Genomic DNA, 24,091 nt, shown 5'->3' with positions numbered 1-24,091 from the left:
TCACTGTTTAGGTGCGGAGTCCACGGGCGACAACGACGCCGGCGCTGACTGCGGTGACCGCGAGGTAGGCGACGCCCCACGCGAGCGCGCTCCAGTTCGGGTCGGCGGAAAACGCGGCGTCCATCGCGGCGACGCCCGCGTACCGACCGGGAAAGGCAGCCGCCCAGATCGGGGGGTCGGTGGCAAGCGGCGAGTGGAACAAGAACAGGTCGATAGCGGGCCCAAACAGCATCACGTAGACGCCCGCGGGCCGGCTCGTGAGGACGCCGACGACCGCGCCGAGAAGACCGTACGTGACGGCGAGCACGACGACGCTCGCGACGAACACGACCGGCTGATCCGGGACGACGTGGAGGCCGAGAACCGCGGACGCGCCCGCGGCGGCGAGCACCGCGGCGCCGGCGAGCGCGAGGGCGCGCGCGACGAACAGGGTTCGGGCGGGGAGACCGGCGAGCGAGAGCCATCCGTCCGCGTCAAGGGTGTCGACGGTGAGGAAGAGCCCGGCGATACCGGCGACCATCGCGGCCGCGAGCGCCGCCAGCATCGGGAGTGTTCCGTTCACGAGGGTCGTCCGGACGGTCATCCCCGGAACTTGAACCGTGATAGGCGCGTCGGGCAGGACGTAGCCGAGGAGGCCGACGAAGTACGCGGGGAGGGCGATGAGGAGCGCGAGCAGGACGGGCGTGCGGCCGAACTGCTTGACCGTCGCGGAGAGCGCGGTGGTGGTTCGGGTCACGCCGACCACCCCTGGCCGGTCGCGGCCGCGTAGCCGACGCCCGCGGCGGCGAACAGGATCGCAAGCGCGGCGAGCGCGCCGAGGGCGTTGTCGGTCACGATCGTACCGTCGCTGACCGCGGACGTGAACAGCGCGTGCGGGTAGTGGAGCGGCATCGCCTGAACGAGGGCGGTGTTCACCTCGAGGACATCGCCGGAGAGGAAGGAGTCCATGTCGGCGAGGAAGACGAGGACGAGCGATCCCTCGAGTTCGCGCGGAACGATGGCGCCGACGACGACGCCGAGGAGGCTGTAGAGCACGCCGGCGAGCACGAGCACGGCGAACGCGACGAGGGGCGCTGCTACCGTGGTTCCGAACGCGACTAATGCGGTGAGGGAGACGGCGGCCGCGGCCGCCGCGATGCCGACGGAGACGAGTACGCGCGTGCCGAACAGGACGGCCGGCGAGTAGCCGGAGAACGCCAGGTATCGGTCGGCTCGCGCGGCGCTGACGGTGCCGAACAGGCCGACGAGCCCGGAGAGGAACGCGGTGGCGAACAGCGCGCCGCCGATGCGACCGTAGGACGTCGCCGAACCATGGAGGAACGCGACATCGGGGAACGACGACATCGCGGCGCCGTAGACGTAGACGACGAACGGCGGTAAGAGTACGAGGAGCGCGAGCGTCGTCGGCTCCCGAACCGCCGTCTTCCCGTTCGCGCTCGCGCCGACGCGGAGACTACGCATGCTCGCCCTCCGTTCGCTCGCGCTCGCGTTCCGTCGAGTCGGCCGCATCGTCGACCTCCGTGAGTCGGCCGTCGGCGAGTTCGTAGATGCGGTCGAAGCGGTCCTGTTCGCTCACGAGATGGGAGATGACGGCGACCGCGGTGCCGCGCTCGGAGAGGTCGGCGGCGAGGTCCCAGAACGCGAGGTAGGTCTCCCAGTCGAAGCCCGTGTAGGGTTCGTCGAGAAGGAGCACGTCGGGGTCGTGCATCAGGGAGACAGAGAGCGTGAGTTTTCGGCGGTTACCGCCGGAGAGACGGTCGACGCGGCGGTCGCGGAACCGCTCGAAGTCGAGGCGGGCGGTGAGGCGGTCGGCCGCGTCCGCGATCTCGGCATCGGTCATGCCGTGGGCTTCCCCGAACAGGCGGAAGGTTTCGTCGACGGTGAGGCGGTCGTAGAGCCGGTCGTCCTGTGGGCACCAGCCGACCCCGCCGGGCCGGGACACCTCGCCGGCGTCGGGGTCGAGTGCGCCGACGAGGCACTGCATCAGCGTGGACTTCCCGCTACCGTTCTCGCCGACGATGCCGACGATTTCGCCCGCGTGGAGTTGGAGGCTCGCACCGGTCAGGACGTCGACCGACGGCTCCCAGGGGAGTCGAGAGTCGTACGTCTTCTCCAGGCCGTTCGCGTGTAGTACGACGTCGTCGTCCGCGTCACTTGCGGCCCCATCCAATATATTCGGCATATACCGAATATTCCGAAGGTTGTGATTTATGCGTTTTGGGAGCGTATCGATAGGTATGACTGACGCCGATCCGGACGCCGCCCGCGAGCGCGTCATCGAAGGCTTCGAGCGCTCCGCGGAAATATACGGTCTCAGCCGGAGCTACGGCCGTCTCTACGGACTTCTCTTCTTCGCGCACGAACCGCTCTCCCTGGACGACCTCGCCGAGGAGAGCGAGTTCGCGAAGTCAACCGTGAGCACGAAAATGCAGGACTTAGAACGCCTCCACATGGTTCATCGGCGCTCGCTTCCCGGTGAAGGGAAGCGAGCGTTCTTCGAGGCCGAACGCGACTTCTGGCGGATCGTCCAGGAGTTTCTCAACCGCGAAGTGCGACGGGAAATCGAGACGATGACCCGCAGGCTCGCGGACGCCGAAACCACCCTCGAGAACGCCGACACCGAGCGCGCCCAGCAGGATCTCGAACGCGTCCGCGAACTCAAACGCGTCTACGATCAATCCAAGCGGTTCGTCGACCTCGTCACCTCGATGTCGGGTAGCCGCCTCCAGACCGCGCTCTCGAAGTTCCTCGACGTCGTCCGCGGCTAACCACCGCCGACCGCGTGCGGGAGTTACTCGACGGGCAGAAGCGTTCAGTCCCAGTCCACGGAGAACGGCAACCTTGAGGGGGTTCGCCGTGGACTCGTGGGTATGAGTGACGTTTCCGACCTCGCGGACCGCGTGCAGTCCGGCGAGCTCCGGCTGTACGAACTCGAAGACCACGCGGACGAGGCGACCGCGGCGGCCGCTCGCCGCGAACTCCTCCGCCGGGAGACGGCGAGCGACCCGGACGCAATCGGCGAGTTCGCGTTCGACGCGGCGGACGTGCACGGCTCGAACATCGAGAACCTCGTCGGCGGCGTGCAGGTGCCCATGGGAGTCGCCGGGCCGGTGTTGGTGAACGGCGAGGCCGCGACCGGCGAGTACTATCTCCCGCTCGCCACGTCCGAGGGCGCGCTCGTCGCGTCCGTGAACCGGGGCTGTTCGGCGATTCGGGCGGGCGGCGGCGCGACCGCTCGCGTCCTGAAGAACGGGATGACGCGCGCGCCGGTGTTCCGCGTCGCGGACGTGGCGGAGGCGAAGACCGTCGCGGAGTGGGTGCGCGCGAACGAGGACGCTCTCGCCGAGGCCGCCGAATCCACGACGAGCCACGGCGAACTCCAGTCCGTCACGCCCTACGTCGTCGGCGACTCCGTCTTCCTCCGCTTTTCCTACGACACGAAGGACGCGATGGGGATGAACATGGCCACCATCGCCACCGGCGAGGCCGCCGACCTCGTGGAGGCCGAGACGCCCGCGGAACTGGTCGCGCTCTCCGGGAACCTCTGCTCGGACAAGAAGCCCGCCGCCATCAACGCCGTCGAGGGCCGCGGCCGCACCGTCTCCGCGGACGTGCGCATCCCCCGGGAGGTCGTGGAGGAGCGGTTCAACACGACGCCGGAGGCCATCGAGGAGGCGAACACGCGGAAGAACCTCGTCGGGTCGGCGAAGGCGGGCGCGCTCGGGTTCAACGCGCACGCCGCGAACGTCGTCGCCGCGATGTTCCTCGCGACCGGTCAGGACATCGCGCAGGTCGTCGAGGGCTCGAACACCATCACGACCGTCAAGGCGCGCGAGGACGAACTGTACGCGAGCGTGAACCTCGCGAGCCTCGAAGTCGGCACCGTCGGCGGCGGGACGAAACTCCCGACGCAGGCCGAGGCCCTGGACGTGCTCGGCGTGCGTGGCGGCGGCGACCCCGCCGGCGCGAACGCGGACGCGCTCGCCGAGATAATCGCGACCGGCGTACTCGCCGGCGAACTCTCGCTCGTCTCCGCGCTCGCCTCCCGCCACCTCTCCTCCGCGCACGAGGAGCTCGGCCGTTAAGTTTCACTTTCACCGCGCGTCCGGCGCGACTTTATTTCCCTGACGCGGCTAGCGGACGGTATGCCGGAGAAGCCACCCACCGACAGCGGCGGCACACCGCTCCCGGACACGCCGAGCGTCCGCTACCTCCGCGTGCTCAAACTCCTCCTCACCGTGCTCTTGCTCGCCGTGACGCTCTATCAGGCGGTCACCGGCGCGCTCCTATAGCAGCCGATAGACGCCGCGGCTCTCGGAGACCTCGCCCGTCCGCGCGAGCTTTTCGAGCGTCCGGCGCGCGTAGTCGGCGCTCACGCCGTGCTCGGCGCAGTACGCCACGATGTCGTCCTCCGTGGGTTGGTCGAGCGTGCGGACGGCCTCCCGGACGCGCTCTTTCTTGCTCACGGACCCGCCGCTCGACTCGGCGCGCTCGCCCGCCTCCGCGACCGCGTCGGGGTCGACGCCGACGGAGTCGAGGTACTCGTCGTCGGACACGACCGCCTCGTCGGTCGCGGCCTCCATCTCGCTGAACGAGTCGAGGTCCGCGAACGCGTCGCCGTACCCCGAGCGCGCCGCAAGCATCGAGGAGCGGACCTCGCGGGCGTGGTCCTCGTCCTCCGTGGTGACGAACTTCCGGCGTTTCGAAAACTGTCGCTGGGAGCCACAGCGCGGACACTCCGTGGTCTCGGGGCGTCCCTCGAGTATCCAGAGCGCGCTGCACTCGCTGCAGCCGACGACGGCGTACACACACCGCACTCCGCCCGCTCGGGATTTGAAGGTTAGGAGTCCCGTCGACGGCGGCGATGGGCGTCCACGGCCTCGATGTAGTTTGCGGTGAACGCGGGCGCGTCCGGGTGGTCGCGCACCTCGTCGGGCGTGAGCCAGTGCACGGCCGCGACCTCCTCGGGGTCGCGGACGCGCGCGGTGCCGGCGTCGTGTTCCGCGAGGAACACGGTGTTGACGACCTGGTCGTCCGGCGTCTCGAACGCGCTGCTCGTCACGTAGTCGAGACGCCCGAGGGCGACGCCGACCTCCTCCTCGACTTCGCGGCGGACCGTCGCTTCGAGCACGTCCCGGCCCTCAGTGATTTCGACCTTCCCGCCGACGAGCGCGAGCGCGCCCGCCGCGTGCTCCTCGCCGGCCGCGCGTTCGACGAGCAGGTACTCGCCGTCGCGGTGGACGGCCGCCTCCGCGTTCACGACGTAGTGGGGTGCGTCCATACGCGACACCGAGCGGGCGGGGACGTTAAACTGTTTAGTGCGTCGCGCGGCGAACCCGAGTATGGAGACACACGACCTGTCCGCCGAACGCATCGTCGAGGCCGTCGACGGCGTCTACCTCGCGGAACTCTCCGTCGGGGCGAACATGAGCGTCCAGCACTTCCACATCCAACCGGGCGCGAGCGTGCCCGAACACAGCCATCCCCACGAGCAGGTGGGGTTCGTGTACGACGGCGCGCTCACGTTCGAGGTGGACGGCGAGGAGCACGTCGTGACGACCGGCGAGTCCTACGTGATTCCCGCGGACGAACCGCACGCCGCGCACAACGTCGGCGATACGCCCGTGGACGGAATCGACGTGTTCAGCCCGCCGCGGGAGAACCCGGACTGGCAGGAGTAGCGGGCCGACAACGTTAACCGAGTATCAGTAGTCATCCGTCGTAATGCCGGACCTGCGGGGCGTCCCCGACGGGACGCCGACGTGAACCACGATGCGCGTAGTCACGAGCGATAGGAGGGAGTTAGCAGTATGATACGAATCCAACCGCTCATCGACGACGATGGGAACCGGAACTCGCTGGCGTCACTGCTCAGCCAACGCTATACCGTCGTCGGACGCGACGACCCGGATAGCATCGACGACGACGCGGACGCCGTCATCGTCGACGACCGCTCGCTCCCGAACCATCGCGGAGAGGTCGTCTCGTACAAGCAGGACGCCGACCCGGTGTTCGTTCCGGTCGTCCTCCTGCAGCGCGAGGACACCCCGAGTACCATCGAACTCCCGGACCCCCAGTCGGCCGACGACACGACCGTCGTGGACGACATCGTCTCCGCGCCCGTGGACGCGACCGTGCTCTTCCAGCGGCTGTCGAACCTGCTCGTGCGCCGCGAGCAGTCGCTCTCGCTCGCGCAACGCTACCGCCAGACCGAGGCCGAGTTCCGCGGACTGTTCCAGGCGATTCCGGACCCGGCGTTCGTCGTGGACGACGACGGCGTCGTCGCCGAGGCGAACGAGGAGTTCTGCGGGCTCACCCCTGAACCGCGGTCGGACATCGTTGGAACGGACCCGCTCGACCTCGACGTGTTCGCGGCGACGGACACGGACGCGCTCGCCGCCGCCATCGAGGGAACGGGGGACGAGCGGGCGGAGACGCGGTTCGCGTTCGAGGACGCGGGTGGAAGCGAGCGCTACGCCGAACTCCGGCGGCGCGAGCAGACCGTGGACGACACCACGCGCACCATCGTCGTGATGCAGGACGTCACCGACCTCGTGAAGAAGAACCAGCAACTGGAGGACTTCGCGAGCATCGTCACTCACGACCTCCGGAATCCATTGAGCGTGGCGTCTGCCCGCCTCCCCATCGTGGAAGATCGCCTCCCGGAGAACGCCGACGTGGACGAACACCTCGAGGTCATCGACCAGTCTCTCGACCGCATGAACGACCTCATCGAAGGCGTGCGCACGCTCGTCCGGGAGACCGGCGTAGACGACACTGACCCGGTCGGACTCGCCGCCGTCGCCCGGGACGCCTGGGAGAACGTCGAAACGGCGGACGCCACCCTCAGCATCGAAGTCAGCGACGACGTGGAGTTCCTCGCGGACCGCCAGCGCGCCCTCCAGTTGTTCGAGAACCTCTTTCGGAACGCCCGCGAGCACGCCGGCGACGACGCGCAGGTCGAGCTCGGCGCGTTCTCGGAGAACGCGTTCTACGTCGCCGACGACGGCCCCGGCATCCCCGAATCCGAACGCAGCCGCGTGTTCGACTCCGGCTACACCACGTCCCAGGACGGCACCGGTTTGGGCCTGCGAATCGTCCGCGAAATCGCGACCGCCCACGACTGGGGCATCGCCGTCACCGAGAGCGAATCGGGCGGCGCGCGCTTCGAAATCACCGGCATCCGACTCGTCTAATCCTCGACCGAGAACCCGCGCTCGGCCAATAGCTCGCGCACCCGCTCCGCGTGGTCGCCCTGCACTTCGATAGCGCCGTCGTTCACCGTGCCGCCCGCGCCCAGACTCGACTTCAACTCGGACGCGAGGTCGGTGAGGTCCACCGACTCGTCCTCGAACCCCTCCACTATCGTCACCGGCTTATCGTACGTCCGGCGCTCCACGCGCACCGTCAACCGCTGTTCGGCGCGCGCCAAATCCTCCTCGATACCCGGCACGCCCTCGAAGACATCATCGTCGCTCACACTCACAGCTACGCGAGCGAGACTCAAGAAAAACGGGGCCATCGTGTTCGACGCCGCTACGACGAGCGACCTACGAATCGATTATGCGAGCTCGTGGATTGCGCCGGAAGCGAGTTCCAGCTAACCCCCGAGTCGCTTACGCGAGCTCGTGGATCCGCTCGATGATTTCCTCTGCGTACTCGCTGGCCGCGAGTTTCTCGCCGCCTTCGACCTGGCGTTCGAGGTCGTAGGTGACGCGCTTCGAGGAGATCTGCTGTTCGACGGCGTCGTGGACGAGGTCCGCGGCGTCCTGCCAGCCGATGTGTTCGAGCATGATCTTCCCGGAGAGGATTATCGCGCTCGGGTTCGCCTTGTCCTTGCCGGCGTGCTTCGGCGCGCTGCCGTGCACGGGCTCCGCGAGGAAGCGACCGTCGCCGATGTTCGCGCCGGGCGCGATGCCGAGGCCGCCGATCTGGGCGCCCGCGGCGTCGCTGAGGTAGTCGCCGTTGAGGTTCGGCATCGCGAGCACGTCGTAGTTCGTCGTGCGCGTGAGGAGCTGCTGGAGCATGTTGTCCGCGATGCGGTCCTTGACGACGACCTTGTCCTCGGGCGCTTCGCCGTCGTACTCCTCCCAGAGGGTGTCCTCGTCGATGGTCTGCTCGGGGAACTCTTCGTCGGCGAGTTCGTAGCCCCAGTCGCGGAACGCGCCCTCGGTGAACTTCATGATGTTGCCCTTGTGGACGAGCGTGACGGAGTCACGGTCGTTCTCGATGGCGTACTCGATAGCCTGTCGGACGAGGCGCTTGGTGCCGAACTCGCTGATGGGCTTCACGCCGATGCCGACGGGGCCGTCGTGGATGGTGGAGTCGAAGCCCATCTGGTCCTCGACGAACTCGCGGACCTCTTCGACTTCGTCGGTGCCGGCTTCCCACTCGATGCCGGCGTAGACGTCCTCCGTGTTCTCGCGGAAGTTCACCATGTCCATCTCCTCGGGGTCGGAGACAGGGGAGGGAACGCCGTCGAGGTAGTACGTCGGCCGCATGTTCGTGTAGAGGTCGAGTTTCTTGCGGAGCGCGACGTTCAGGCTGCGGAAGCCCGCGCCGACGGGCGTCGTGAGCGGGCCCTTGATGGAGACGCGGTAGTCCTTGAGGGCCTGCACGGTGTCGTCGGGGAGGTTCTCGTCGTACTTCTCGCGAGCGGACTCGCCGGCGTACAGTCGGAACCAGTTGATGTCGCGGCCGGTCGCTTCCGCGGCGGCGCTCAGTACGTCCTGCGCGACGGGCGCGACGTCCTTCCCGATGCCGTCTCCGTAAATAATGGGGATGACGGGGTTGTCGGGGACTTCGAGACCGGATTCCTCGTCGTACGTGATCTTCTCTCCCTCAGTGGGAGCGTCGATCTGGTCGTAGCTCATCTCGCCTGAAATCTCCCGCGGAGCGCGTAAAAGGACTGCTGTTTCCGCGCGACACAGGGCTGTTCCGGAAGCCGACGGTTTATGCGGATGCTCGGGAAACCACCCCGCATGAAGGTCATCGTACACGGCGGCGCGGGCGGCGCACCCGACGACCCCGAGCCTCGGCAGGCGGTGCTGGACGACGCGGCGGCCGCGGGCGCGAGCGAGGACGACCCCGTGGACGCGGTGGAGGCGGCGGTTCGCGTCCTCGAATCCGACGAGCGATTCAACGCTGGTGTCGGTGGCGCGGTCCAGTCGGACGGCATCGTCCGCACCGACGCGGGCGTCATGAACAGCGAGAGAGAGGCGGGCGCGGCGGCGGGGATGCCGGGCGTCGAGCACGCGGTGTCGGTCGCGCGCGGCGTGATGGAGCGCACGCCCCACGTGTTCCTGAACGGCGTGCACGCCGTGGACTTCGCCGAGGATATCGGCGTCGAAACCGAGGTCGACCTCTGGACGGAGCGCTCGCGCGAGCAGTGGGACGACCTCGACAGCCATCCGGAGGGCAGCCCGCTGGAGCACGTCGAGTGGTTGGAAGACCGATTCGGCGGCGACCCCGACGAGCACGACCACGACACGGTGGGTGCGGTCGCGTTCGATGGAGAATGCTTCGCGACAGCGACGTCCACGGGCGGGCGGTGGCTCGCGCTCGCCGGACGCGTCGGCGACGTGCCCCAAATCGGGTCCGGGTTCTACGCCGCGCCCGCTGGCGCGGCGTCCGCCACGGGCGCTGGCGAGGACATCGCGAAGACGACGCTCACCCGGCGCGCCGTCCGCCACCTCGAATCCGGACTGGACGCGCAGGCGGCCGCCGACCGCGCCATCGAGGAGTTCGCGGAACTCACTGACAGCAGCGCCGGCGTCATCGTCCTCGACGCCGACGGCAACGCCGGCGACGCATACAACTCAGAAGCGATGCAGACGGCGAGCGATTCGGATTAGTCGGTGGTTTCGGGGTCGGGGTTGGCGTCGTCGACCATGTCGGTGATGGCGTCGAGAATTGCGTCGTCGAGAATCGCGTCGGCGCGCTCGTCGCCGTGAGTGTTCTCGGAGTCGAAGAGCGGGTCTTCGTAGTCGGCGATTGGGCCGGAGTCGGCGGGGTTGGGGGCGTTGCGGCGCGCGCGATCCATGAGCGCGGTCTGGGCGTCGACCTCGTCGCCGTCGGGGTGTTGTTGGACGTACGTGCCGTCGGATTGGAGTTCCCAGGCGCGGCGGTTGTCCGCGAAGAGCACGTCGAGGACGCTGTCGAGGTAGTCGCGGAGGCCGGGGTTGGTGACAGGCGCGATGGCTTCGACGCGGTTGTCGAGGTTGCGCTGCATCCAGTCCGCGGACCCGATGAAGTAGGCGGGCGTGGGGTCGTCGATGTCGCCGGCGCCGTTCTCGAAGTAGAAGACGCGGGAGTGTTCGAGGAACCGACCGACGATGCTGCGGACGGTGATGGTCTCGCTGACGCCGTCCAATCCGGGGCGGAGGCGGCAGATGTCGCGGACGACGAGGTCGATGTCGACGCCGGCCTGGGACGCCTCGTAGAGCCGGGAGATGATTTCGGGGTCTTCGAGGCGGTTCATCTTCGCGACGATGCGCGCGGTATGGCCGGCGTCGGCGCGTTCGATTTCGCGGTCGATGAGGTCGTGGAAGCGCTCGCGCATCGTGGTGGGGGCGACGAGGAGCGAGCGGTACTCGGTCGGCATCGAGTGGCCGGTGAAGAAGTTGAAGAGCGTGACGAGGTCGTAGCCGATGTCGGGGTCGGCGGTGAGGAGGCCGAGGTCCTCGTAGCGTTTCGCGGTCTCGGAGTGGTAGTTTCCGGTGCCGACGTGCGAGTAGAGGCGGACGCCGTCGTCTTCCTCGCGAACGACGAGGCTGGTCTTCGTGTGGGCCTTGTAGCCGAGCGTGCCGTACGCGACGTGGATGCCTTCCTCTTCGAGGCGGTCGACCCAGCGGAGGTTGTTCTCCTCGTCGAAGCGCGCCTTGAGTTCGACGGTGACGGCGACCTGTTTGCCGTTCCGCGCGGCCTCGATGAGTGATTCGATGACGCGGGAGTCGCGGGCGGTCCGGTAGATAGCGGCCTTGATGGCGAGTACGTCGGGGTCGTGTGCGGCCTCGTCGAAGAACCGCTGGACGGTCCCGGAGAAGGAGTGATAGGGGTGGTGGACGAGCACGTCGCCGTCGCGGATTTCGGCGAACACGTCGTCGGTGCCGTCGTGAATCCGAGGGTGTGAGTGGGGCGTCCACTCCTCGCGTTTGAGGGCGGGGCGGTCCAGGTCGAGGAGGCGGGTGAGCGCGCGGAAGTCGAGCGGCGCGGGCAGCGAGAACACTTCGCGGTCGTCGAGGCCGAGTTGGTCCGTGAGCACGTCGAGGATGGCGTCGGGCGCGCCGGATTCGACTTCGAGGCGGACGACGGTGGCGAACCGGCGCTGGCGGAGGACGCGCTGCATCTGGTTCACGAGGTCCTCCGCGACCTCCTGGTTCCGCCGGACTTCGGCGTTCCGGGTGACGCGGAAGGACGCGTAGTCGACGACCGTGGTGTCGGGGAAGAGGAGGTCGAGGTTCGTGGCGATGACGTCTTCGAGGAGGACGAACCGACCGTCGTCGTCGAGTTCGACCAGTCGCGGGCGGTTCCCGGGGACTTTCACGCGGGAGAACGTCGTCTCGTCGTCCGCCTCGTCCTTGGTGAGAACGGCGAGGGAGAGGCTCTGGTTCGAGATGAAGGGAAACGGGTGCGCGGGGTCGAACGTCAGTGGAGTGAGCGTCGGGAGGACGGACGACTGGAAGTACTCGCGGAGGTCGTCGCGTTCCGCGGGCGTGAGGTCGTCGCAGTCGAGGATTTCGACGCCGGCGTCCGCGAGCGCGCGCCGCACGTCGTCGTGATAGCACCGGGCCTGTTGTTCGAGGAGGGGGCGCGCGGTCTCCATCACGGTCTCCCACTGCTCGCGGGGCGTGAGGCCGTCGACGGACGGTTCGGTGAACCCGGCGTCTATCTGTTGTTTGAGGCCGCCGACGCGCTTCATGAAGAACTCGTCCATGTTCTGGGTGACGATGGCGAGGAACTTCGCGCGTTCGAGGACGGGGTTGCGGTCGTCCACGGCCTCGTTGAGGACGCGGCGCTGGAACGCGAGTTCGCTGAGTTCGCGGTTCAGGTAGCGGTCGGGGTCCGTGAGTTCCGTCATGTGACGATTTTCTCGTCGCTCCGGGATTGGTGGGTTTCCGCGGCGGGCACGCTCGCGAAGGAGTCGTCGCGGACGCTGTACGCGGTGAGGGTGCCGCCGTACACGCAGCCGGTGTCGAGGCCGACCGCCCACTCGCCCGCGACGGGGTCGTCGTGGACGGTGTGCCCGAAGAACACGCGGGGCGGGCCCTGGTAGTCGTCGTACCAGAACGGGCCGGCGTAGCCGTCGCCCTCGGGTGCGCGCATCGTCATGAGTTCGCCGGCGTGGTGGTCGGCGAGCGACCGGTCCGGGTGGACGCCGCCGTGCACGACGAGCGCGTCATCCCAGGAGATGGCGACGGGGAGCGACGTGAGGTAGTCGGTGGCGTCCGCGTCGAGTTCGGGGAGGTGGGCGTCGCCCGTCCGGAGTTTCTCCTCGTTGTTCCCGCGGACGCTCAGGAAGTTCTCTCGACGCCGGACGAGATCGACGACGCCCGCGCTGTCGGGGCCTTTCCGGACGAGGTCGCCGACGAACACGACGAGGTCGCGCTCGCCGGGGGCGATGCGGTCGAGGAGTCGGTCGAGGCTGGCGCGACAGCCGTGAACGTCGCCGACGACGTACATGTCGTCGTACGCCGTCGCGTCGACGCGGTGGTGGTGCGGTTCGACGTCGTCGCTGAGCTGGATTCCCGTTGACATGGCTGCGCGCACGCGGCGAGCGGCGTGCGTCACGAGAGAAAAGACGCTCACGCACGTAAGCGATTTATAATAGGTGTCGTGAGCGGTATATAGGCCTCAGTGGAAGCCGCGAGCGAGACCTCGGGACTGCGGTCGCGGCAGCGGAGGCGGCGTGGTGACAGTTCCGAGGCCGTACCGAGCGGCGAAGCCGCTCGGCTTTTTCCCTCCAGGTTTTTGCTCAAGCGGTCGCGCTCCGCGCGACCCGCAGAGTAAAAAGGTGGAGGCGCAACCTCTTTTCCCGTGTCACGCGAAGACGGAGGTATGACTGATTCCGTCGAGCGCGGGTCGGAGGCGTACGAGAAGTATCAGGAAGCGGGCGACATCCTCGCGGACGTGATGGCGGAGGCCGCTGAAATGGTGGAACCGGGCGCGACGCACCTCGAGGTGGCGGAGTTCGCGGAGTCCGAGATTCGGGAGCGCGGCGCGAAGCCGGCGTTCCCCGTGAACATCAGCGTGAACGAGGAGGCGAGCCACGCGAGTCCGGGCGCGGACGACGACACGGAGTTCTCGGAGGGTGATGTGGTGTGTCTGGACGTGGGCGTGCACGTGGACGGACACATCGCGGACTCGGCGACGACGGTGGACCTCGGGGAGAACCGCGAGCTCGTGGAGGCCGCGGAGGAGGCGCTGGACGCGGCGCTGGACGCCGTGGAACCGGGCGTGCACACGGGCGAGGTCGGCGCTGAGGTCGAGGACGTCATCGAGGCGTACGGCTTCAAGCCCATCGTGAACCTCACCGGGCACGGCCTGGAGGTGTACGACGCGCACACGGGGCCGAACGTCCCGAACCGCGGCGTCGACACCGGCGTGGAACTGCAGGAGGGCGACGTGCTCGCCATCGAGCCGTTCGCCACGACGGGCAACGGGAAGGTCTCCGAGGGGCAGGCGACCGAAATCTACGAGGTCGTCGCGGAGAAGTCCGTGCGGAACCGACAGGCCCGCCAGGTGCTTGACGCCGCCGACGAGTTCGAGAGACTGCCGTTCGCGGCGCGCTGGCTGGACACGCCGCGCGCGGAGATGGGGCTGCGCCGCCTGGAGATGAACGACATCGTCCGGAGCTATCCCGTGCTCAAGGAACAGGAGGGCGAACTCGTGAGTCAGGCCGAACACACCGTCATCGTCACGGAGGACGGCTGCGAGCGCACGACGGAGTAGGGACTATCCGTCGACTCGGTATGAATAATAAATGAGGGGGCTGCTGGGAGTTAAACGACGCCGTTAGGCGTTGTTCATTCGCTGGCTACTCGTTTCGCCACACGAACGGCATTCGGAAACCCGGTAGGGTTCGCGCGAGAACTCGGAGTTCTCGGACTTCGAACTTTCCGTTCGAAGTTCGATGGAGACCTCGTGAGGGGTCTCCTGCCCACAGCTCTCGCACAGTTCCGTCATGCCGTCGGAATGAGGTGTTTTACTCGCCATCGGAACCACCCTCTATTCCAAAGAATTCCCCGAGGAACTTAAAAACACACCCTTAGTATCGAACCACGGCGTCTTTCCGTCGTGACCCGACGGGCCGCTGGGAGCCGAATTGTTCTTCCCGACGGCGGCGAACTCTCGGGTATGGACCGTATGTTCGCGCCGTGGCGCATCGAGTGGGTGGAGCGCGAGGACAAGAACCCGGACGTCGAAGAGTGCGTGTTCTGCGAACTCCCCGAGCAAGAAACGGACCGCGAGAACCGCATCGTCGCGCGGTCCGAGCACGCGTTCTGTCTGCTGAACAACGCGCCCTACAATCCGGGGCACGCGATGGTGATTCCGTACGACCACGGCGGCGACTACGGCGCGCTCTCGGACGCCGAGTTGCTCGACCACGCGCGCCTGAAGCAGGCGACGTTCGACGCGCTCGACGCGGCGATGGGGCCGGACGCGTACAACGCCGGGCTCAATCTCGGGGGCGGGCCGGCGGGCGGGTCCATCGAGGACCACCTGCACACGCACGTCGTCCCGCGCTGGGAGGGTGACACGAACTTCATGCCGGTCGTCAGCGACACGAAGGTCGTCGTCGAAGCGCTCTCCGACACCTACGACGCTCTCCACGACGCCTTCGCGGGGCACGACGCGGCGTCGGGCGTGAGCGAGTCGGGCGCGGTCACGCTCTCATTCTAGGAGGTCGTACTCCCGCGGTTCGTTCTGCACGGAGATCCACTTCGGTTCGGTGAGTTCGTCGACGATCCACTCGCCGTTGTACCGGCCGAGGCCGGACGCCTTCATGCCGCCGAAGGGCGCGTTCGGTTCGTCCTGAATCGGGTGGTCGTTCACGTGCACCATCCCGGCGTCGATACGGTCGGCGAGGCTGCGGCCGTACTCGGTGTCGTCGGCGAACACGCCCGCGGAGAGGCCGTACTCGGTGTCGTTCGCGAGTTCGACGGCTTCGTCGTCGCTCTCGACGGGGATGACGGGTGCGATGGGGCCGAAGTGTTCGTTGCACGCGGCGGCGATGTCGTTGGTCGCGCCGGAGAGCACGGTCGGTTCGAAGAACAGCTCGTCGTAGTCGCCGCCGGTCTCCAGGGTCGCGCCCTCGTCGACGGAGTCCGCGACGAACGCGGCGAGGTCGTCGCGCTGACTCTCGTTCACGATCGGGCCGAAGTCCGTGTCGGGGTCGGTCGGGTCGCCCACGGTGAGGGACTCCGCGTGGTCGACCAGTCGCTCGACGTACTCGTCGTAGACGGACTCGTGGACGATGTGGCGGTTGACGGAGATGCAGACCTGTCCCTGGTGGGTGAACGAGCCGACCGCGCCCGCGGCCGCGGCCTGCTCCACGTCCGCGGACTCAGTGACGACGAACGGGCCGTTCCCGCCGAGTTCGAGCGCGGGCATCGCGATGTTCTCGCCCGCGTTCTTCCCGACCGACCGCCCGACGGCCGTGCTTCCGGTGAAGGAGAGCACGCGCGGCGTCGGGTGGTCGGAGAGCCGGTCGCCGATGTCGCTCCCGCGGCCGGTGACGACGTTCAGGACGCCGTCGGGGAGACCGACCTCGTCCGCGATGTCCGCGAGCAGGAGGCCGCCCGTGACGGGCGTGTCGCTCGCGGGTTTCACGACGACGGTGTTCCCGAGCGCGAGCGCCGGCGCGAGCGCGCGCGTCGTCAAGTGTAGTGGGTAGTTCCAGGGGCTGATGATGCCGACGACGCCCACCGGTTCCTGCACGATGTGGTGGTCTTTCCCGGAGACGAACTGGGAGTCGCGGACGTCCTCGCCCTCGGGTTCGACGTTCAGGGCGGTGCCGAAGTCCGCGAGGCTGATGCCGACCTCGCCGGTCGCCTTCCCCATCGCGCTCCCGCTCTCTCGCGCGAGCAGTCCCGCGACCTCCTCGTAGCGCTCCTGGAGTTCGTCCCGCATCGCCTCGACGTACTCAAGGCGTTCCTCGCGGGAGCGCGCCGCCCACGCGTCCTGCGCGGCGTCCGCGGCCTCGTACGCGGCGTCCACGTCCGCGACGGTGCCCGCTGGGACTTCCGCGAACTCCTCGCGGGTCGCGGGGTTCTCGACCAGGATTGTGTCGCCGCTCTCGGCCTCGCGCCACTCGCCGTCGACGTAGAGTCGGTTCCACGCGTCCGCGTTCGTCTGAGCCATGCGCGGAGATACGGAAGCTGGCAGTAAAGAGGTGGTGTCCGTCCTACACGGGGTCGGCGAACGCGTACACCGTCGAGTGCCCCGTCACTTCGACCGTCGCGAAGTCACCTGGTTCGAGGCCGTGGTCGGACGCGTTCTGCACGATTATCTGGCGGTACGCGCCGTCGTAGCACTTCACGGAGTCGCCCGTCCCGTGCTCGGTGACGAGCACGTCGCGCTCGGTGCCGACCATCGACTCGTACGCCTCCCCGACGACCTCCATCTTCGCGTCCGTCATCTCCTTCGAGCGGTCCTTCTTCACCTGCCCGCCGAGCCCCTTCATGTCGGCGGCGTCGGTGCCGGGGCGCTTCGAGAACCGCGTGACGTTGATCTTCTCGGGTCGAGTTTCGCGGAGGAGCGCCATCGACATCGCGTGGTCCTCCGGTTCCTCCGTCGGGAAACCGACGATGAAGTCCGTGGAGAGCGTCCACTCCCCGAGGGAGTCGTCGAACGTCTCGACGATGTCGAGGTACTGCTCGACGCGGTGCTGGCGGCGCATCTCTTCGAGCACGTCGTCCGACCCTGACTGCACGGGCGCGTGCAGGAAGTTGTATATTTCGTCGTGCTCGGCGAACACGCCCGCGAGTTCCTCCCGGATGCCGTGGACGCCGCCGGGGTTCGCCATCCCCACGCGAACGCGGAAGTCGCCCTCGATTTCGGTGCAGATTCGTTCGAGGAGTTCGGGGAGTTTGCGCTCGCCGTCGTCCCAGCCGTAGACGCCCGTGTCCTGGCCGGTGATGCGGATTTCCTTCGCGCCGGCGTGGACGAGCGACCGGGCCTTCCGAACGTTCTCCTCGACGGGCGGCGAATCGACGCGCCCGGTCGCCTGCTTCGTGATGCAGTACGAGCAGTTGCTCATACAGCCGCGGGCGATGGGGAGGATGCCGATGACGCCGTCCAGAATCGGTTCGGCGTCCGGCGTCGTCGTCGGACACTCGCCGTTCGTCACCGCCTCCGGCACCTCGTCCCAGTGCAGTACCTGGGCGTCCACGTCCGCCTCCCGGAACTCCTCGCCCTGCGCGAGCGCCATACAGCCCGTGACGAACAAGTCCGCGGTCTCCTCACTGAGTTCTTCCGCCCGGCGGAGCATGTTTCGCTCCGTTTTCTCGACGACCGTACAGGTGTTGAGGATGGAGACGTCCGCCGCTTTCGGCCCGTCGACCTTGTGGTGGCCGGCGTCCCGAAGCCGCTTCTCTATCTCCCGGCTCTCACCCCGATTCGACGTGCACCCGTAGGTCTCGATATGGTACCGGGCCATCACACACGAGTACTGTCGGAATCGTCAAAAGCCCCGCGCTTCGGGTCCCCGACGGAGACACGACTTTCTCGAATCCATCTACCCTCAAAATTATAATAGAATACTGGGACGTCCAGACATGAGCAATCCTCCCACGACGCGGTCCTGGTCGTTCTCCATCCTTGGATTGGTCGGGTCGGTCGCGAGTGTCCTGTTCAACCTCGGTTTCACCGTCTTCCTCATGGGTGTCGTAATGATTCTCGGCGGCGTCGTACTGGCCGTCGCACAGCGACTCGGAGCATCTCGAACCGTGCTGTCCGGGTTACTCAGCGGCAGTTTTCTTGCTCTCGCGGCAGTCACGTTCTGGGGGTGGACCGAAAACGGAATTGGAGGGTTTTGGTGGCTCACGGTCGTGTTCGTCACCGGAGCGGTTCTGCTTCCGCTCCAAAACCGCTATCCGATGCTACCCGGTGTACTCATCCCGGCCAGTTTCGGTCTCATTGTAGTGTACGCCGTCCTCCAGCAGTCTTGGCTTCTGGCGGCGGTTTCCGCTGTCGTGACCGCCGTGTTGGCCTGGCAGACGGTTCAGCAACGCCGCGAGCGCGCTGGATAGGACCCCCGGTTCACGGCGGGTCTGCGCCCATGTCCTCGGCGGTGTTCACGTCGCCCGTGACTTCGTCGCCGAAGACGAGCGGTTTGAGGAGGATGCGGACGGCCTGGACGGAGAGCACGAGGACGAGCGGGCCGAGGAACAATCCGTACCAGCCGAACACCATGGAGCCGACGATGTAGGCGAACATGACGAGGCCGACGTGGGTGCCGCGGCCGGCGATTTCGGGGAGGACGAACGTCATCGGGATGAAGTCGAGGAAGAGGAAGCAGACGACGAGCAGTCCGACGGGGAAGAGCAGGCTGAGTTCGGGCGTGGTGGCGGCGGTGTACCCGAGGTAGCCGACGAGCGGGAGGTAGACGATCTTCCCGACGACGAGCGGAATCAGTGCTGCGAGTCCGGTGGCGACGGCGAGCACGGTCGGGAACGGGATGCCGAGTGCGTGCGGTGCGAGCATGTTGTAGCCGTGGTAGACGACTTCGGCGGCGACGGCGATGACGAACACCATCAGGACGGTGCTGAAGTACATCGTTTCGAGGTCGCGGTCGACGGCGGTGGCGTACGCATAGGTCGCGGAGCCGTCGCCCGCGAACCCCGCGAACCACTCGCGGAGGCGTTTGCCGTCCTTGAGGAGGTAGAACGCGAACAGGGTCGCGAGCACGAGGTTCATCAGGATGCTGGAGAACAGGCCGAAGAACCGCTGGGCCTGGTCGATGATGCTGGTCACGGAGTACCGCGAGGGGTTCTGGAGGTACGCGACGAACTCGTCGACTGGCTGCTGGAGGAGCGCGTCCACGTTCACGTACGGCTGGAGGAGTGCCTGGTAGCTGCGGAGCCGCGGGAGGAGTTCGTGGAACCCCATGAGGGCGAAGTAGCCCGCGACGGCGAAGAACGGGAGCGCGGTGAGGAGGAGCGTGAGGATGGCCGCGGCGGTCTCGGGGAGAACGCGGTCGAGCCGCCGGAAGACGGGGCGGACGCCGTAGTAGATGAAGACGCCGAGGACGAACGTCCCGATGAAGGAGTAGACGGCGAACCCGACGACGGCGGCGAGTACGAGCACGACGCCCCAGAGCGGCACGCGCTCTCCACGGGACGGAATCCACTCGCGCGAACTCACGGCGGCCACCCGTGCATACGGACTGGGTCGGGAGCCGGCGAGAAAAAAGGAGGTGGCCGAACCCACCCGAAACGTTTAGTCGGAAGCCAGACAGGTTCCGCTATGCCCTCCCGCAGACGGTTCCTCGCCGCGACTGGTGCGAGCGCGCTCGCCGCGACGGCCGGATGCTCGCTGGGAGACGACGGAGACGAACTCGGGAACGACTATCCGGGCGTCGAGTTCGAGGACGGCTGGCGGTCGTTCGGCCACGACCACGCGAACACGCGGTTCGCGCGGGACGCCTCCCCGCTCGCCGACCCCGAGGCGGCGAGCGTTACGGAGCGTCCGCCGTCGTGGACCGGGACGACAGTGGCCGACGACCGCGTGTTCGTCTCGGACGACGAGTGGGTTCGCGCGTTCGACACCGCGTCGGGCGAACTCGCGTGGCGCGCGGAGACGGCGGGACGGTTCCCGCCAACGGTGCTCGACGGCGTGGCGTACGCGCCCCTCGGCTCCGAACTTCGGGGGTTCGACGTGAGTTCGGGCGAACTGGTCGCGTCGATGCAGTTCCCCGCAGAGGTGGTGACGCCGCCCGCGGTCTCCAACGAGCGGCGACGGCTCATCGTCGCGCTCGCGGATGGCCGACTCGCCGGAATCGGGCGATACGACCGCGATGTCTGGACGCAGTCGGTCTGGGGGAACGTACGGACGATGCCGGCAACACACATCGTCGTGACCGCCGTGGCGACCGTGACGGGCGAGGTATACATGTTCACGACGGACGGGACGCCCGTCTGGCGGACGAACCTCGGCGCGCGCGACCTCCAACCGCCGGTCATCGGGGACGAACGCGTCTACGTCAACGGCCACTACGGGACGCTCGCGGCGCTCGACCGCCGCACGGGCGAGGTCGTTTGGGAGCGCGACGACGTCTCGGGGTGGCGAGCGCTCGCGTTGGACGGCCCCCGCCTGTACAGCGGCACAGGCATACTCGACGCGCACAACGTCGAGACGGGCGAGGTGGTGTGGTCGTACAATCCGGAGAACGCGACCGTCCGGTGCGCGCCGGCGGTCGCCGGGGACACGGTGTTCGTCGGACGGGAGGACGGCGTGCTCGCGGCGCTCGACCGTGAGTCGGGCGACGAGAAGTGGACGCTCCCGCTCGGCGGCTACCTCGGGCCGTCAGTCGTCGCGACCGACGGCCTCGTCGTCGCGACCGGACAGGACGACGGCGGGACGCGAACGACGTTCGTGGTTCAGTCGTAGTCCTCGACGATTTCGACACCGGAGCTCGCGCCGATGCGGGTCGCGCCGGCGTCGAGCATCGCGAGCGCATCGTCCGCGGTGCCGATGCCGCCGCTGGCTTTCACGGGCAGGTACTCGCTGAGGAGTTCCACGTCGGGGACGGTCGCGCCGCCGTCCGCGAACCCGGTGGAGGTCTTGAGGTAGTCCGCGCCGGCTTCCTCGGTGAGTTTGCCGGCGGCGTGTTTCTCGGCGTCGGTGAGGAGCGCGGCTTCGACGATGACCTTCACGGGGAGCGGTGTGGCGGCGACGACGCCCTCGATGTCCGCGCGGACGGCGTCGTGTTCGCCGTTCTTCAGGCGGCCGACGTTGAGCACCATGTCGAGTTCGTCCGCGCCGTCGTCCCACGCCTGCTCGGCTTCGGCGCGCTTCGCCGCGGGGTGGTGCTGGCCGTGCGGGAACCCGACGACGGTGGCGAGCGTCACCTCGGGCGCGTACGCGGCGGCTTCCTCGACGTAGCACGGCGGGATGCAGGCGTTCATGCCGTACTCGCTGGCGTCGTCGAGCACGCGCTCCACGTCGCCGACGGTGGTCTCGGGGCCGAGAACGGTGTGGTCAATGGCGGCGGCGAGGTCCTCGCGGTTCATGGCTGGACGTTGCGGCCGCGAGCCATAAACTGCCGGTGTTCATTCGGACACGAGCGCGCGCCGGCTACGCCGTGTCGAACGTCCTGTCGCCCCTGCTCTTTTTCCGCTCGCGCCGCGAACGCTCAGTATGGTTAGCGACGCGGTCGCGGACACTGCGGAACGCATCGCGTCGATGGAGGTACGGGGCGCGGCGACCATCGCGCGCGCCGCGGCGGACGCGCTCGCCGTCGAAGCGCGCGAGAGCGACGCGGACACGCCCGCCGCCTTCCGAGCGGACGTGACCGCGGCGGCCGAACGCCTCCGGGAGACCCGGCCGACCGCCGTCTCCCTCCCGAACGCCCTCCGCCTCGTGCTCGGCGGAATGCACGGCGAGACCGTTCCCGAACTCCGCGAGAGTGTCATCACCGCGGTCGAGTCGTTCCGCGCGGAGTTGGACGCGGCGCAGGACGACCTCGGCCGCGTGGGCGGCCGGCGGTTCGCGGACGGCGACACCGTGATGACGCACTGCCACTCGACGGACGCGCTCGCGTGCGTCGAACACGCCGTCGACGCCGGGAAGTCCCTCTCCGCGTACGTGAAGGAGACCCGCCCCCGCAAGCAGGGCCACATCACCGCCGAGCGCCTGCGCGACCTCGGCGTGGACGTGACGCTCGTCGTGGACTCCGCCGCGCACCACTTCCTCCCCGCGGTCGACCACGTGCTCGTCGGCGCGGACGCCGTGCGCTCGGACGGCGCGGTCGTGAACAAGATCGGCACCGCCGGACTCGCCGCGAGCGCGAGCGAACGCGACGTTCCCGTGACGGTCGCCGCGCAGACCCTGAAACTCGCGCCCCGGACGCTCGCCGGCCACCCAATCGAAATCGAGGAACGCGACCCCACCGAGGTCCTCGACGCCGACCTCGACGTCTCGGTGGCGAACCCCGCGTTCGACGTGACCCCGTCGCGCTACATTGACGCCGTCGTCACCGAGCGCGGCCAGTACGCCCCCGAGAGCCTCGTCACACTCATGCGCGAGCGCTACGGCGACCAGCCGGACGACGTGTTCTCGGAGTAAGTCGTCCGGACCGAACAAGGGAGGGGTCCGGTCTTCGGGGGTCGGCGTGGAGCGGCAACGTTTTCCGGTCGGGCCGCGGGCGTCCGGTATGGTGTTGCCCGCAGGAGTCGAGGTTCCGCCGCTCCCCCACTTGCTGGTGGTCGTGGTGGGTGTGGCGGCGGTGGCGTACGGGCTTCGGGCGGCCCGAGTTCGCGTGACGCCGCGGAGCATCGTCGCGCTCGCGCCGTGGATGGCGGTCGGGTCGACGCTGTACGTCACCTATCAGCTAGAGGTGTTGCCGGAACTGGTCGCGCCGTTCGCGAGTTCGCCGGTCGTGTACGCGTCGACGTTCGTGCTCGCGGGCCTCTGCTGGATCGGCGCGAGTCGGACGGACGCGCCGTTACGGGTGCTCGCGGGAACCGGATTTCTCGCGCTCGCGGCCCCCGTTGGCGTGGCGCTCCAGTACGGGTCGACGCACGGCGGCCTGACGCTCGCGTGGCCCGCGGTGGGGCTGGCGGTCGGCGTGGTCGCGGCCGCGGTCGTGTGGACGGTGCTGCGGCGCGTCCGCCCGGGTGCGGCCCGGGTGACGTGGCCGGCGGGCGCGCTCGTGGTGCTCGGGCACGCGCTCGACGGCGCGACGACCGCGGTCGGCGTGGACGTGCTCGAGTTCGGGGAGCGCACGCCGCTCTCCCGACTCATCATGGAGTTCGCGGCGAGCCTCCCGACCGCGCAGTACCTCGGGAGCGGCTGGCTGTTCGTGCTCGTGAAGCTCACGCTCGCCGCGGCAATCACGGTCCTGCTCGCGGACTACGTCCGGGAGGCGGAAGTCGAGGGGTCGCTCCTCCTCGGCCTCGTGGCAGCGGTCGGACTGGGGCCGGGAATGCACAACTTCCTCCTGTTCGTGGTGACCGCGCCGTGACCCGGCGCGTGCTCGCGGCCGGGCACGTAAACTGGGACGTAACGCTGCGCGTGGACGCTCTCCCCGACCCGGACGGTGAGGCACGAATCGAGAGTCAGCACACCGCCGGCGGCGGGAGCGCGGCGAACGTCGCGGCGTCGCTCGTGGGCCACGACGTGGACGCGAGCATCCTCGGGAGCGTCGGCGACGACGAGAACGGCCTGCTCGTCCGGCGCGAACTCGCCGAGGTCGGCGTGGATACCGACCGCTTGCGCGTCGTCGACGACGGCGAGACGAGCGTGAAGTACCTCGTCGTCGCGGCGAGCGGCCAGGTGATGGTGCTCGGGAACGACGGCGCGAACGAAGCCGTCCACCCCGACGACGTCGACGCGGGGACGGTCGCGGACGTGGACCACGTCCACTTGACGAGCCAGCGCCCCGAAACCGCGGCGCGACTCGCGCGGTTGGCCGCGGACGTGGACGCCACGGTGAGCTTCGACCCCGGTCGCCGCCTCGATTCGCGGGACTTCTCCGCGACCATCGAGCGCGCGGACGTGTTGTTCCTGAACGGCCGGGAGGCCGCGTCCGTCCTCGGGTCGGAGTACGCGAACGCGCCGCCGACCCGCGGCGGCCTCGTGGTCGTGAAACACGGCGCGCGCGGCGCGACCGTCCACAAATCCACTGGAAGCTACGAGCACCCGGGGTTCGACGTGGACGCGGTGGACACCACCGGCGCGGGCGACGCGTTCGCCGCGGGCTTCCTCGCGGTCGTCCTCGGCGACGCCGGCATCAACGCCGACCGCATCGAGCGCGCGTTGGAGTACGCGAACGCCTGCGGCGCGCTCGCCGCCACCTCCGAGGGCGCACGCACCGCGCCGACCCGCCCCGAAGTCGAGGCCTTTCTCGAACAACGCTACTGACGCGAGG

Annotated in this window: 27 protein-coding genes; 13 read left to right on the top strand and 14 right to left on the bottom strand. The window is 68.3% G+C overall.

What is annotated here, in order from left to right:
• Positions 1 to 7: 7 nt before the first annotated feature.
• From ACOZ4O_RS10990 to ACOZ4O_RS10980, 3 genes are read right to left on the bottom strand one after another with little or no spacing between them, the layout of a single operon-like run.
• Positions 8 to 736, bottom strand: coding sequence for a hypothetical protein (locus ACOZ4O_RS10990; protein WP_424525357.1), 729 nt, complete (start codon positions 734 to 736; stop codon positions 8 to 10).
• Positions 733 to 1,461 (bottom strand): hypothetical protein, encoded by a 729-nt coding sequence (locus ACOZ4O_RS10985; RefSeq protein WP_424525356.1) that lies wholly within the window; start codon positions 1,459 to 1,461, stop codon positions 733 to 735. Before ACOZ4O_RS10985 ends, ACOZ4O_RS10990 begins: the two co-directional genes overlap by 4 nt.
• Positions 1,454 to 2,182, bottom strand: coding sequence for an ABC transporter ATP-binding protein (locus tag ACOZ4O_RS10980; RefSeq protein WP_424525355.1), 729 nt, complete (start codon positions 2,180 to 2,182; stop codon positions 1,454 to 1,456). Before ACOZ4O_RS10980 ends, ACOZ4O_RS10985 begins: the two co-directional genes overlap by 8 nt.
• 55 nt (positions 2,183 to 2,237) lie before the next feature.
• Here ACOZ4O_RS10980 and ACOZ4O_RS10975 point away from each other — a divergent pair, with 55 nt between their 5' ends.
• The 3 genes from ACOZ4O_RS10975 to ACOZ4O_RS10965 all read left to right on the top strand — a co-directional run bounded on the left by ACOZ4O_RS10975 (position 2,238) and on the right by ACOZ4O_RS10965 (position 4,292).
• Positions 2,238 to 2,768, top strand: a complete 531-nt coding sequence (locus tag ACOZ4O_RS10975; protein WP_424525354.1) for a GbsR/MarR family transcriptional regulator — start codon at positions 2,238 to 2,240, stop codon at positions 2,766 to 2,768.
• A gap of 102 nt (positions 2,769 to 2,870) precedes the next feature.
• Positions 2,871 to 4,085, top strand: coding sequence for a hydroxymethylglutaryl-CoA reductase (NADPH) (gene hmgA, locus ACOZ4O_RS10970; protein ID WP_424525353.1), 1,215 nt, complete (start codon positions 2,871 to 2,873; stop codon positions 4,083 to 4,085).
• 60 nt (positions 4,086 to 4,145) lie between these two features.
• Complete coding sequence (locus tag ACOZ4O_RS10965) at positions 4,146 to 4,292, top strand: hypothetical protein (protein WP_424525352.1); 147 nt, start codon at positions 4,146 to 4,148, stop codon at positions 4,290 to 4,292.
• On the opposite strand, the gene ACOZ4O_RS10960 is transcribed toward ACOZ4O_RS10965, so the two are convergent.
• Positions 4,287 to 4,808 (bottom strand): DUF5817 domain-containing protein, encoded by a 522-nt coding sequence (locus ACOZ4O_RS10960; RefSeq protein WP_424525351.1) that lies wholly within the window; start codon positions 4,806 to 4,808, stop codon positions 4,287 to 4,289. The genes ACOZ4O_RS10965 and ACOZ4O_RS10960 overlap by 6 nt on opposite strands.
• Positions 4,809 to 4,840: 32 nt before the next feature.
• Positions 4,841 to 5,281, bottom strand: coding sequence for an NUDIX domain-containing protein (locus ACOZ4O_RS10955; protein WP_424525350.1), 441 nt, complete (start codon positions 5,279 to 5,281; stop codon positions 4,841 to 4,843).
• Between the two features lie 61 nt (positions 5,282 to 5,342).
• Between ACOZ4O_RS10955 and ACOZ4O_RS10950 the strand changes: the two genes are divergently transcribed.
• Together ACOZ4O_RS10950 and ACOZ4O_RS10945 are read left to right on the top strand one after the other, a co-directional pair.
• Positions 5,343 to 5,681, top strand: coding sequence for a cupin domain-containing protein (locus ACOZ4O_RS10950; protein ID WP_424525349.1), 339 nt, complete (start codon positions 5,343 to 5,345; stop codon positions 5,679 to 5,681).
• A gap of 129 nt (positions 5,682 to 5,810) precedes the next feature.
• Positions 5,811 to 7,196, top strand: a complete 1,386-nt coding sequence (locus ACOZ4O_RS10945) for a PAS domain-containing sensor histidine kinase (RefSeq protein WP_424525348.1) — start codon at positions 5,811 to 5,813, stop codon at positions 7,194 to 7,196.
• Here ACOZ4O_RS10945 and yciH read toward each other — a convergent pair.
• Both yciH and icd read right to left on the bottom strand, forming a co-directional pair.
• Positions 7,193 to 7,480, bottom strand: coding sequence for a stress response translation initiation inhibitor YciH (gene yciH / locus ACOZ4O_RS10940; protein WP_424525347.1), 288 nt, complete (start codon positions 7,478 to 7,480; stop codon positions 7,193 to 7,195). The genes ACOZ4O_RS10945 and yciH overlap by 4 nt on opposite strands.
• A gap of 136 nt (positions 7,481 to 7,616) precedes the next feature.
• Positions 7,617 to 8,873 carry an isocitrate dehydrogenase (NADP(+)) gene (icd, locus tag ACOZ4O_RS10935; protein WP_424525346.1) on the bottom strand — a complete coding sequence of 419 codons (1,257 nt, stop codon included), beginning with the start codon at positions 8,871 to 8,873 and terminating at the stop codon, positions 7,617 to 7,619.
• Between the two features lie 108 nt (positions 8,874 to 8,981).
• Between icd and ACOZ4O_RS10930 the strand changes: the two genes are divergently transcribed.
• Positions 8,982 to 9,854, top strand: coding sequence for an isoaspartyl peptidase/L-asparaginase (locus tag ACOZ4O_RS10930; RefSeq protein ID WP_424525345.1), 873 nt, complete (start codon positions 8,982 to 8,984; stop codon positions 9,852 to 9,854).
• Here the strand turns inward: ACOZ4O_RS10930 and ppk1 are convergent.
• Together ppk1 and ACOZ4O_RS10920 are read right to left on the bottom strand one after the other, a co-directional pair.
• On the bottom strand, positions 9,851 to 12,079 hold the full coding sequence (ppk1, locus tag ACOZ4O_RS10925; protein WP_424525344.1) for a polyphosphate kinase 1: 2,229 nt from the start codon (positions 12,077 to 12,079) through the stop codon (positions 9,851 to 9,853). The genes ACOZ4O_RS10930 and ppk1 overlap by 4 nt on opposite strands.
• Entirely contained in the window at positions 12,076 to 12,756 is a 681-nt protein-coding gene (locus tag ACOZ4O_RS10920) for a metallophosphoesterase family protein (RefSeq protein ID WP_424525343.1), read from the bottom strand. Before ACOZ4O_RS10920 ends, ppk1 begins: the two co-directional genes overlap by 4 nt.
• Positions 12,757 to 13,056: 300 nt before the next feature.
• Here ACOZ4O_RS10920 and map point away from each other — a divergent pair, with 300 nt between their 5' ends.
• Positions 13,057 to 13,950: a type II methionyl aminopeptidase gene (map, locus tag ACOZ4O_RS10915; protein WP_424525342.1), complete on the top strand. Its 894-nt coding sequence runs from the start codon at positions 13,057 to 13,059 to the stop codon at positions 13,948 to 13,950.
• Between the two features lie 63 nt (positions 13,951 to 14,013).
• Here the strand turns inward: map and ACOZ4O_RS10910 are convergent, their stop codons facing one another.
• Positions 14,014 to 14,214: a hypothetical protein gene (locus ACOZ4O_RS10910; RefSeq protein ID WP_330990054.1), complete on the bottom strand. Its 201-nt coding sequence runs from the start codon at positions 14,212 to 14,214 to the stop codon at positions 14,014 to 14,016.
• Positions 14,215 to 14,355: 141 nt separating this feature from the next.
• On the opposite strand from ACOZ4O_RS10910, the gene ACOZ4O_RS10905 reads away from it, so the two are divergent.
• Positions 14,356 to 14,901: an HIT family protein gene (locus ACOZ4O_RS10905; RefSeq protein WP_424525341.1), complete on the top strand. Its 546-nt coding sequence runs from the start codon at positions 14,356 to 14,358 to the stop codon at positions 14,899 to 14,901.
• On the opposite strand, the gene ACOZ4O_RS10900 is transcribed toward ACOZ4O_RS10905, so the two are convergent.
• Both ACOZ4O_RS10900 and ACOZ4O_RS10895 read right to left on the bottom strand, forming a co-directional pair.
• Positions 14,893 to 16,362 carry an aldehyde dehydrogenase family protein gene (locus ACOZ4O_RS10900; RefSeq protein ID WP_424525340.1) on the bottom strand — a complete coding sequence of 490 codons (1,470 nt, stop codon included), beginning with the start codon at positions 16,360 to 16,362 and terminating at the stop codon, positions 14,893 to 14,895. The two genes, ACOZ4O_RS10905 and ACOZ4O_RS10900, sit on opposite strands and share 9 nt — an antisense overlap.
• Positions 16,363 to 16,405: 43 nt before the next feature.
• Entirely contained in the window at positions 16,406 to 17,659 is a 1,254-nt protein-coding gene (locus tag ACOZ4O_RS10895; RefSeq protein WP_424525339.1) for a tRNA (N(6)-L-threonylcarbamoyladenosine(37)-C(2))-methylthiotransferase, read from the bottom strand.
• A gap of 118 nt (positions 17,660 to 17,777) precedes the next feature.
• Between ACOZ4O_RS10895 and ACOZ4O_RS10890 the strand changes: the two genes are divergently transcribed.
• Complete coding sequence (locus tag ACOZ4O_RS10890; protein ID WP_424525338.1) at positions 17,778 to 18,251, top strand: hypothetical protein; 474 nt, start codon at positions 17,778 to 17,780, stop codon at positions 18,249 to 18,251.
• A gap of 10 nt (positions 18,252 to 18,261) precedes the next feature.
• Here ACOZ4O_RS10890 and ACOZ4O_RS10885 read toward each other — a convergent pair whose 3' ends face one another.
• Entirely contained in the window at positions 18,262 to 19,365 is a 1,104-nt protein-coding gene (locus tag ACOZ4O_RS10885; protein WP_424525337.1) for an AI-2E family transporter, read from the bottom strand.
• Positions 19,366 to 19,467: 102 nt separating this feature from the next.
• Here ACOZ4O_RS10885 and ACOZ4O_RS10880 point away from each other — a divergent pair, with 102 nt between their 5' ends.
• Positions 19,468 to 20,610, top strand: a complete 1,143-nt coding sequence (locus ACOZ4O_RS10880; RefSeq protein ID WP_424525336.1) for a PQQ-binding-like beta-propeller repeat protein — start codon at positions 19,468 to 19,470, stop codon at positions 20,608 to 20,610.
• Here the strand turns inward: ACOZ4O_RS10880 and deoC are convergent.
• Complete coding sequence (gene deoC, locus ACOZ4O_RS10875) at positions 20,601 to 21,233, bottom strand: deoxyribose-phosphate aldolase (protein ID WP_424525335.1); 633 nt, start codon at positions 21,231 to 21,233, stop codon at positions 20,601 to 20,603. The two genes, ACOZ4O_RS10880 and deoC, sit on opposite strands and share 10 nt — an antisense overlap.
• A gap of 127 nt (positions 21,234 to 21,360) precedes the next feature.
• Here deoC and ACOZ4O_RS10870 point away from each other — a divergent pair, with 127 nt between their 5' ends.
• The 3 genes from ACOZ4O_RS10870 (at position 21,361) to ACOZ4O_RS10860 (ending at position 24,084) form a co-directional block, all read left to right on the top strand.
• Positions 21,361 to 22,287, top strand: coding sequence for a ribose 1,5-bisphosphate isomerase (locus tag ACOZ4O_RS10870; protein ID WP_424525334.1), 927 nt, complete (start codon positions 21,361 to 21,363; stop codon positions 22,285 to 22,287).
• Positions 22,288 to 22,375: 88 nt separating this feature from the next.
• Entirely contained in the window at positions 22,376 to 23,185 is an 810-nt protein-coding gene (locus ACOZ4O_RS10865) for a DUF63 family protein (protein ID WP_424525333.1), read from the top strand.
• Complete coding sequence (locus ACOZ4O_RS10860) at positions 23,182 to 24,084, top strand: carbohydrate kinase family protein (RefSeq protein ID WP_424525332.1); 903 nt, start codon at positions 23,182 to 23,184, stop codon at positions 24,082 to 24,084. The genes ACOZ4O_RS10865 and ACOZ4O_RS10860 overlap by 4 nt, the downstream gene beginning before the upstream one ends.
• Positions 24,085 to 24,091: the final 7 nt, after the last annotated feature.

The organism is Salarchaeum japonicum (assembly GCF_049705945.1).
GTDB classification, from domain to species: domain Archaea; phylum Halobacteriota; class Halobacteria; order Halobacteriales; family Halobacteriaceae; genus Salarchaeum; species Salarchaeum japonicum_A.
Note: the sequence above shows the minus strand (reverse complement) of the source record. Positions and strands in the feature narration are given on the sequence as shown.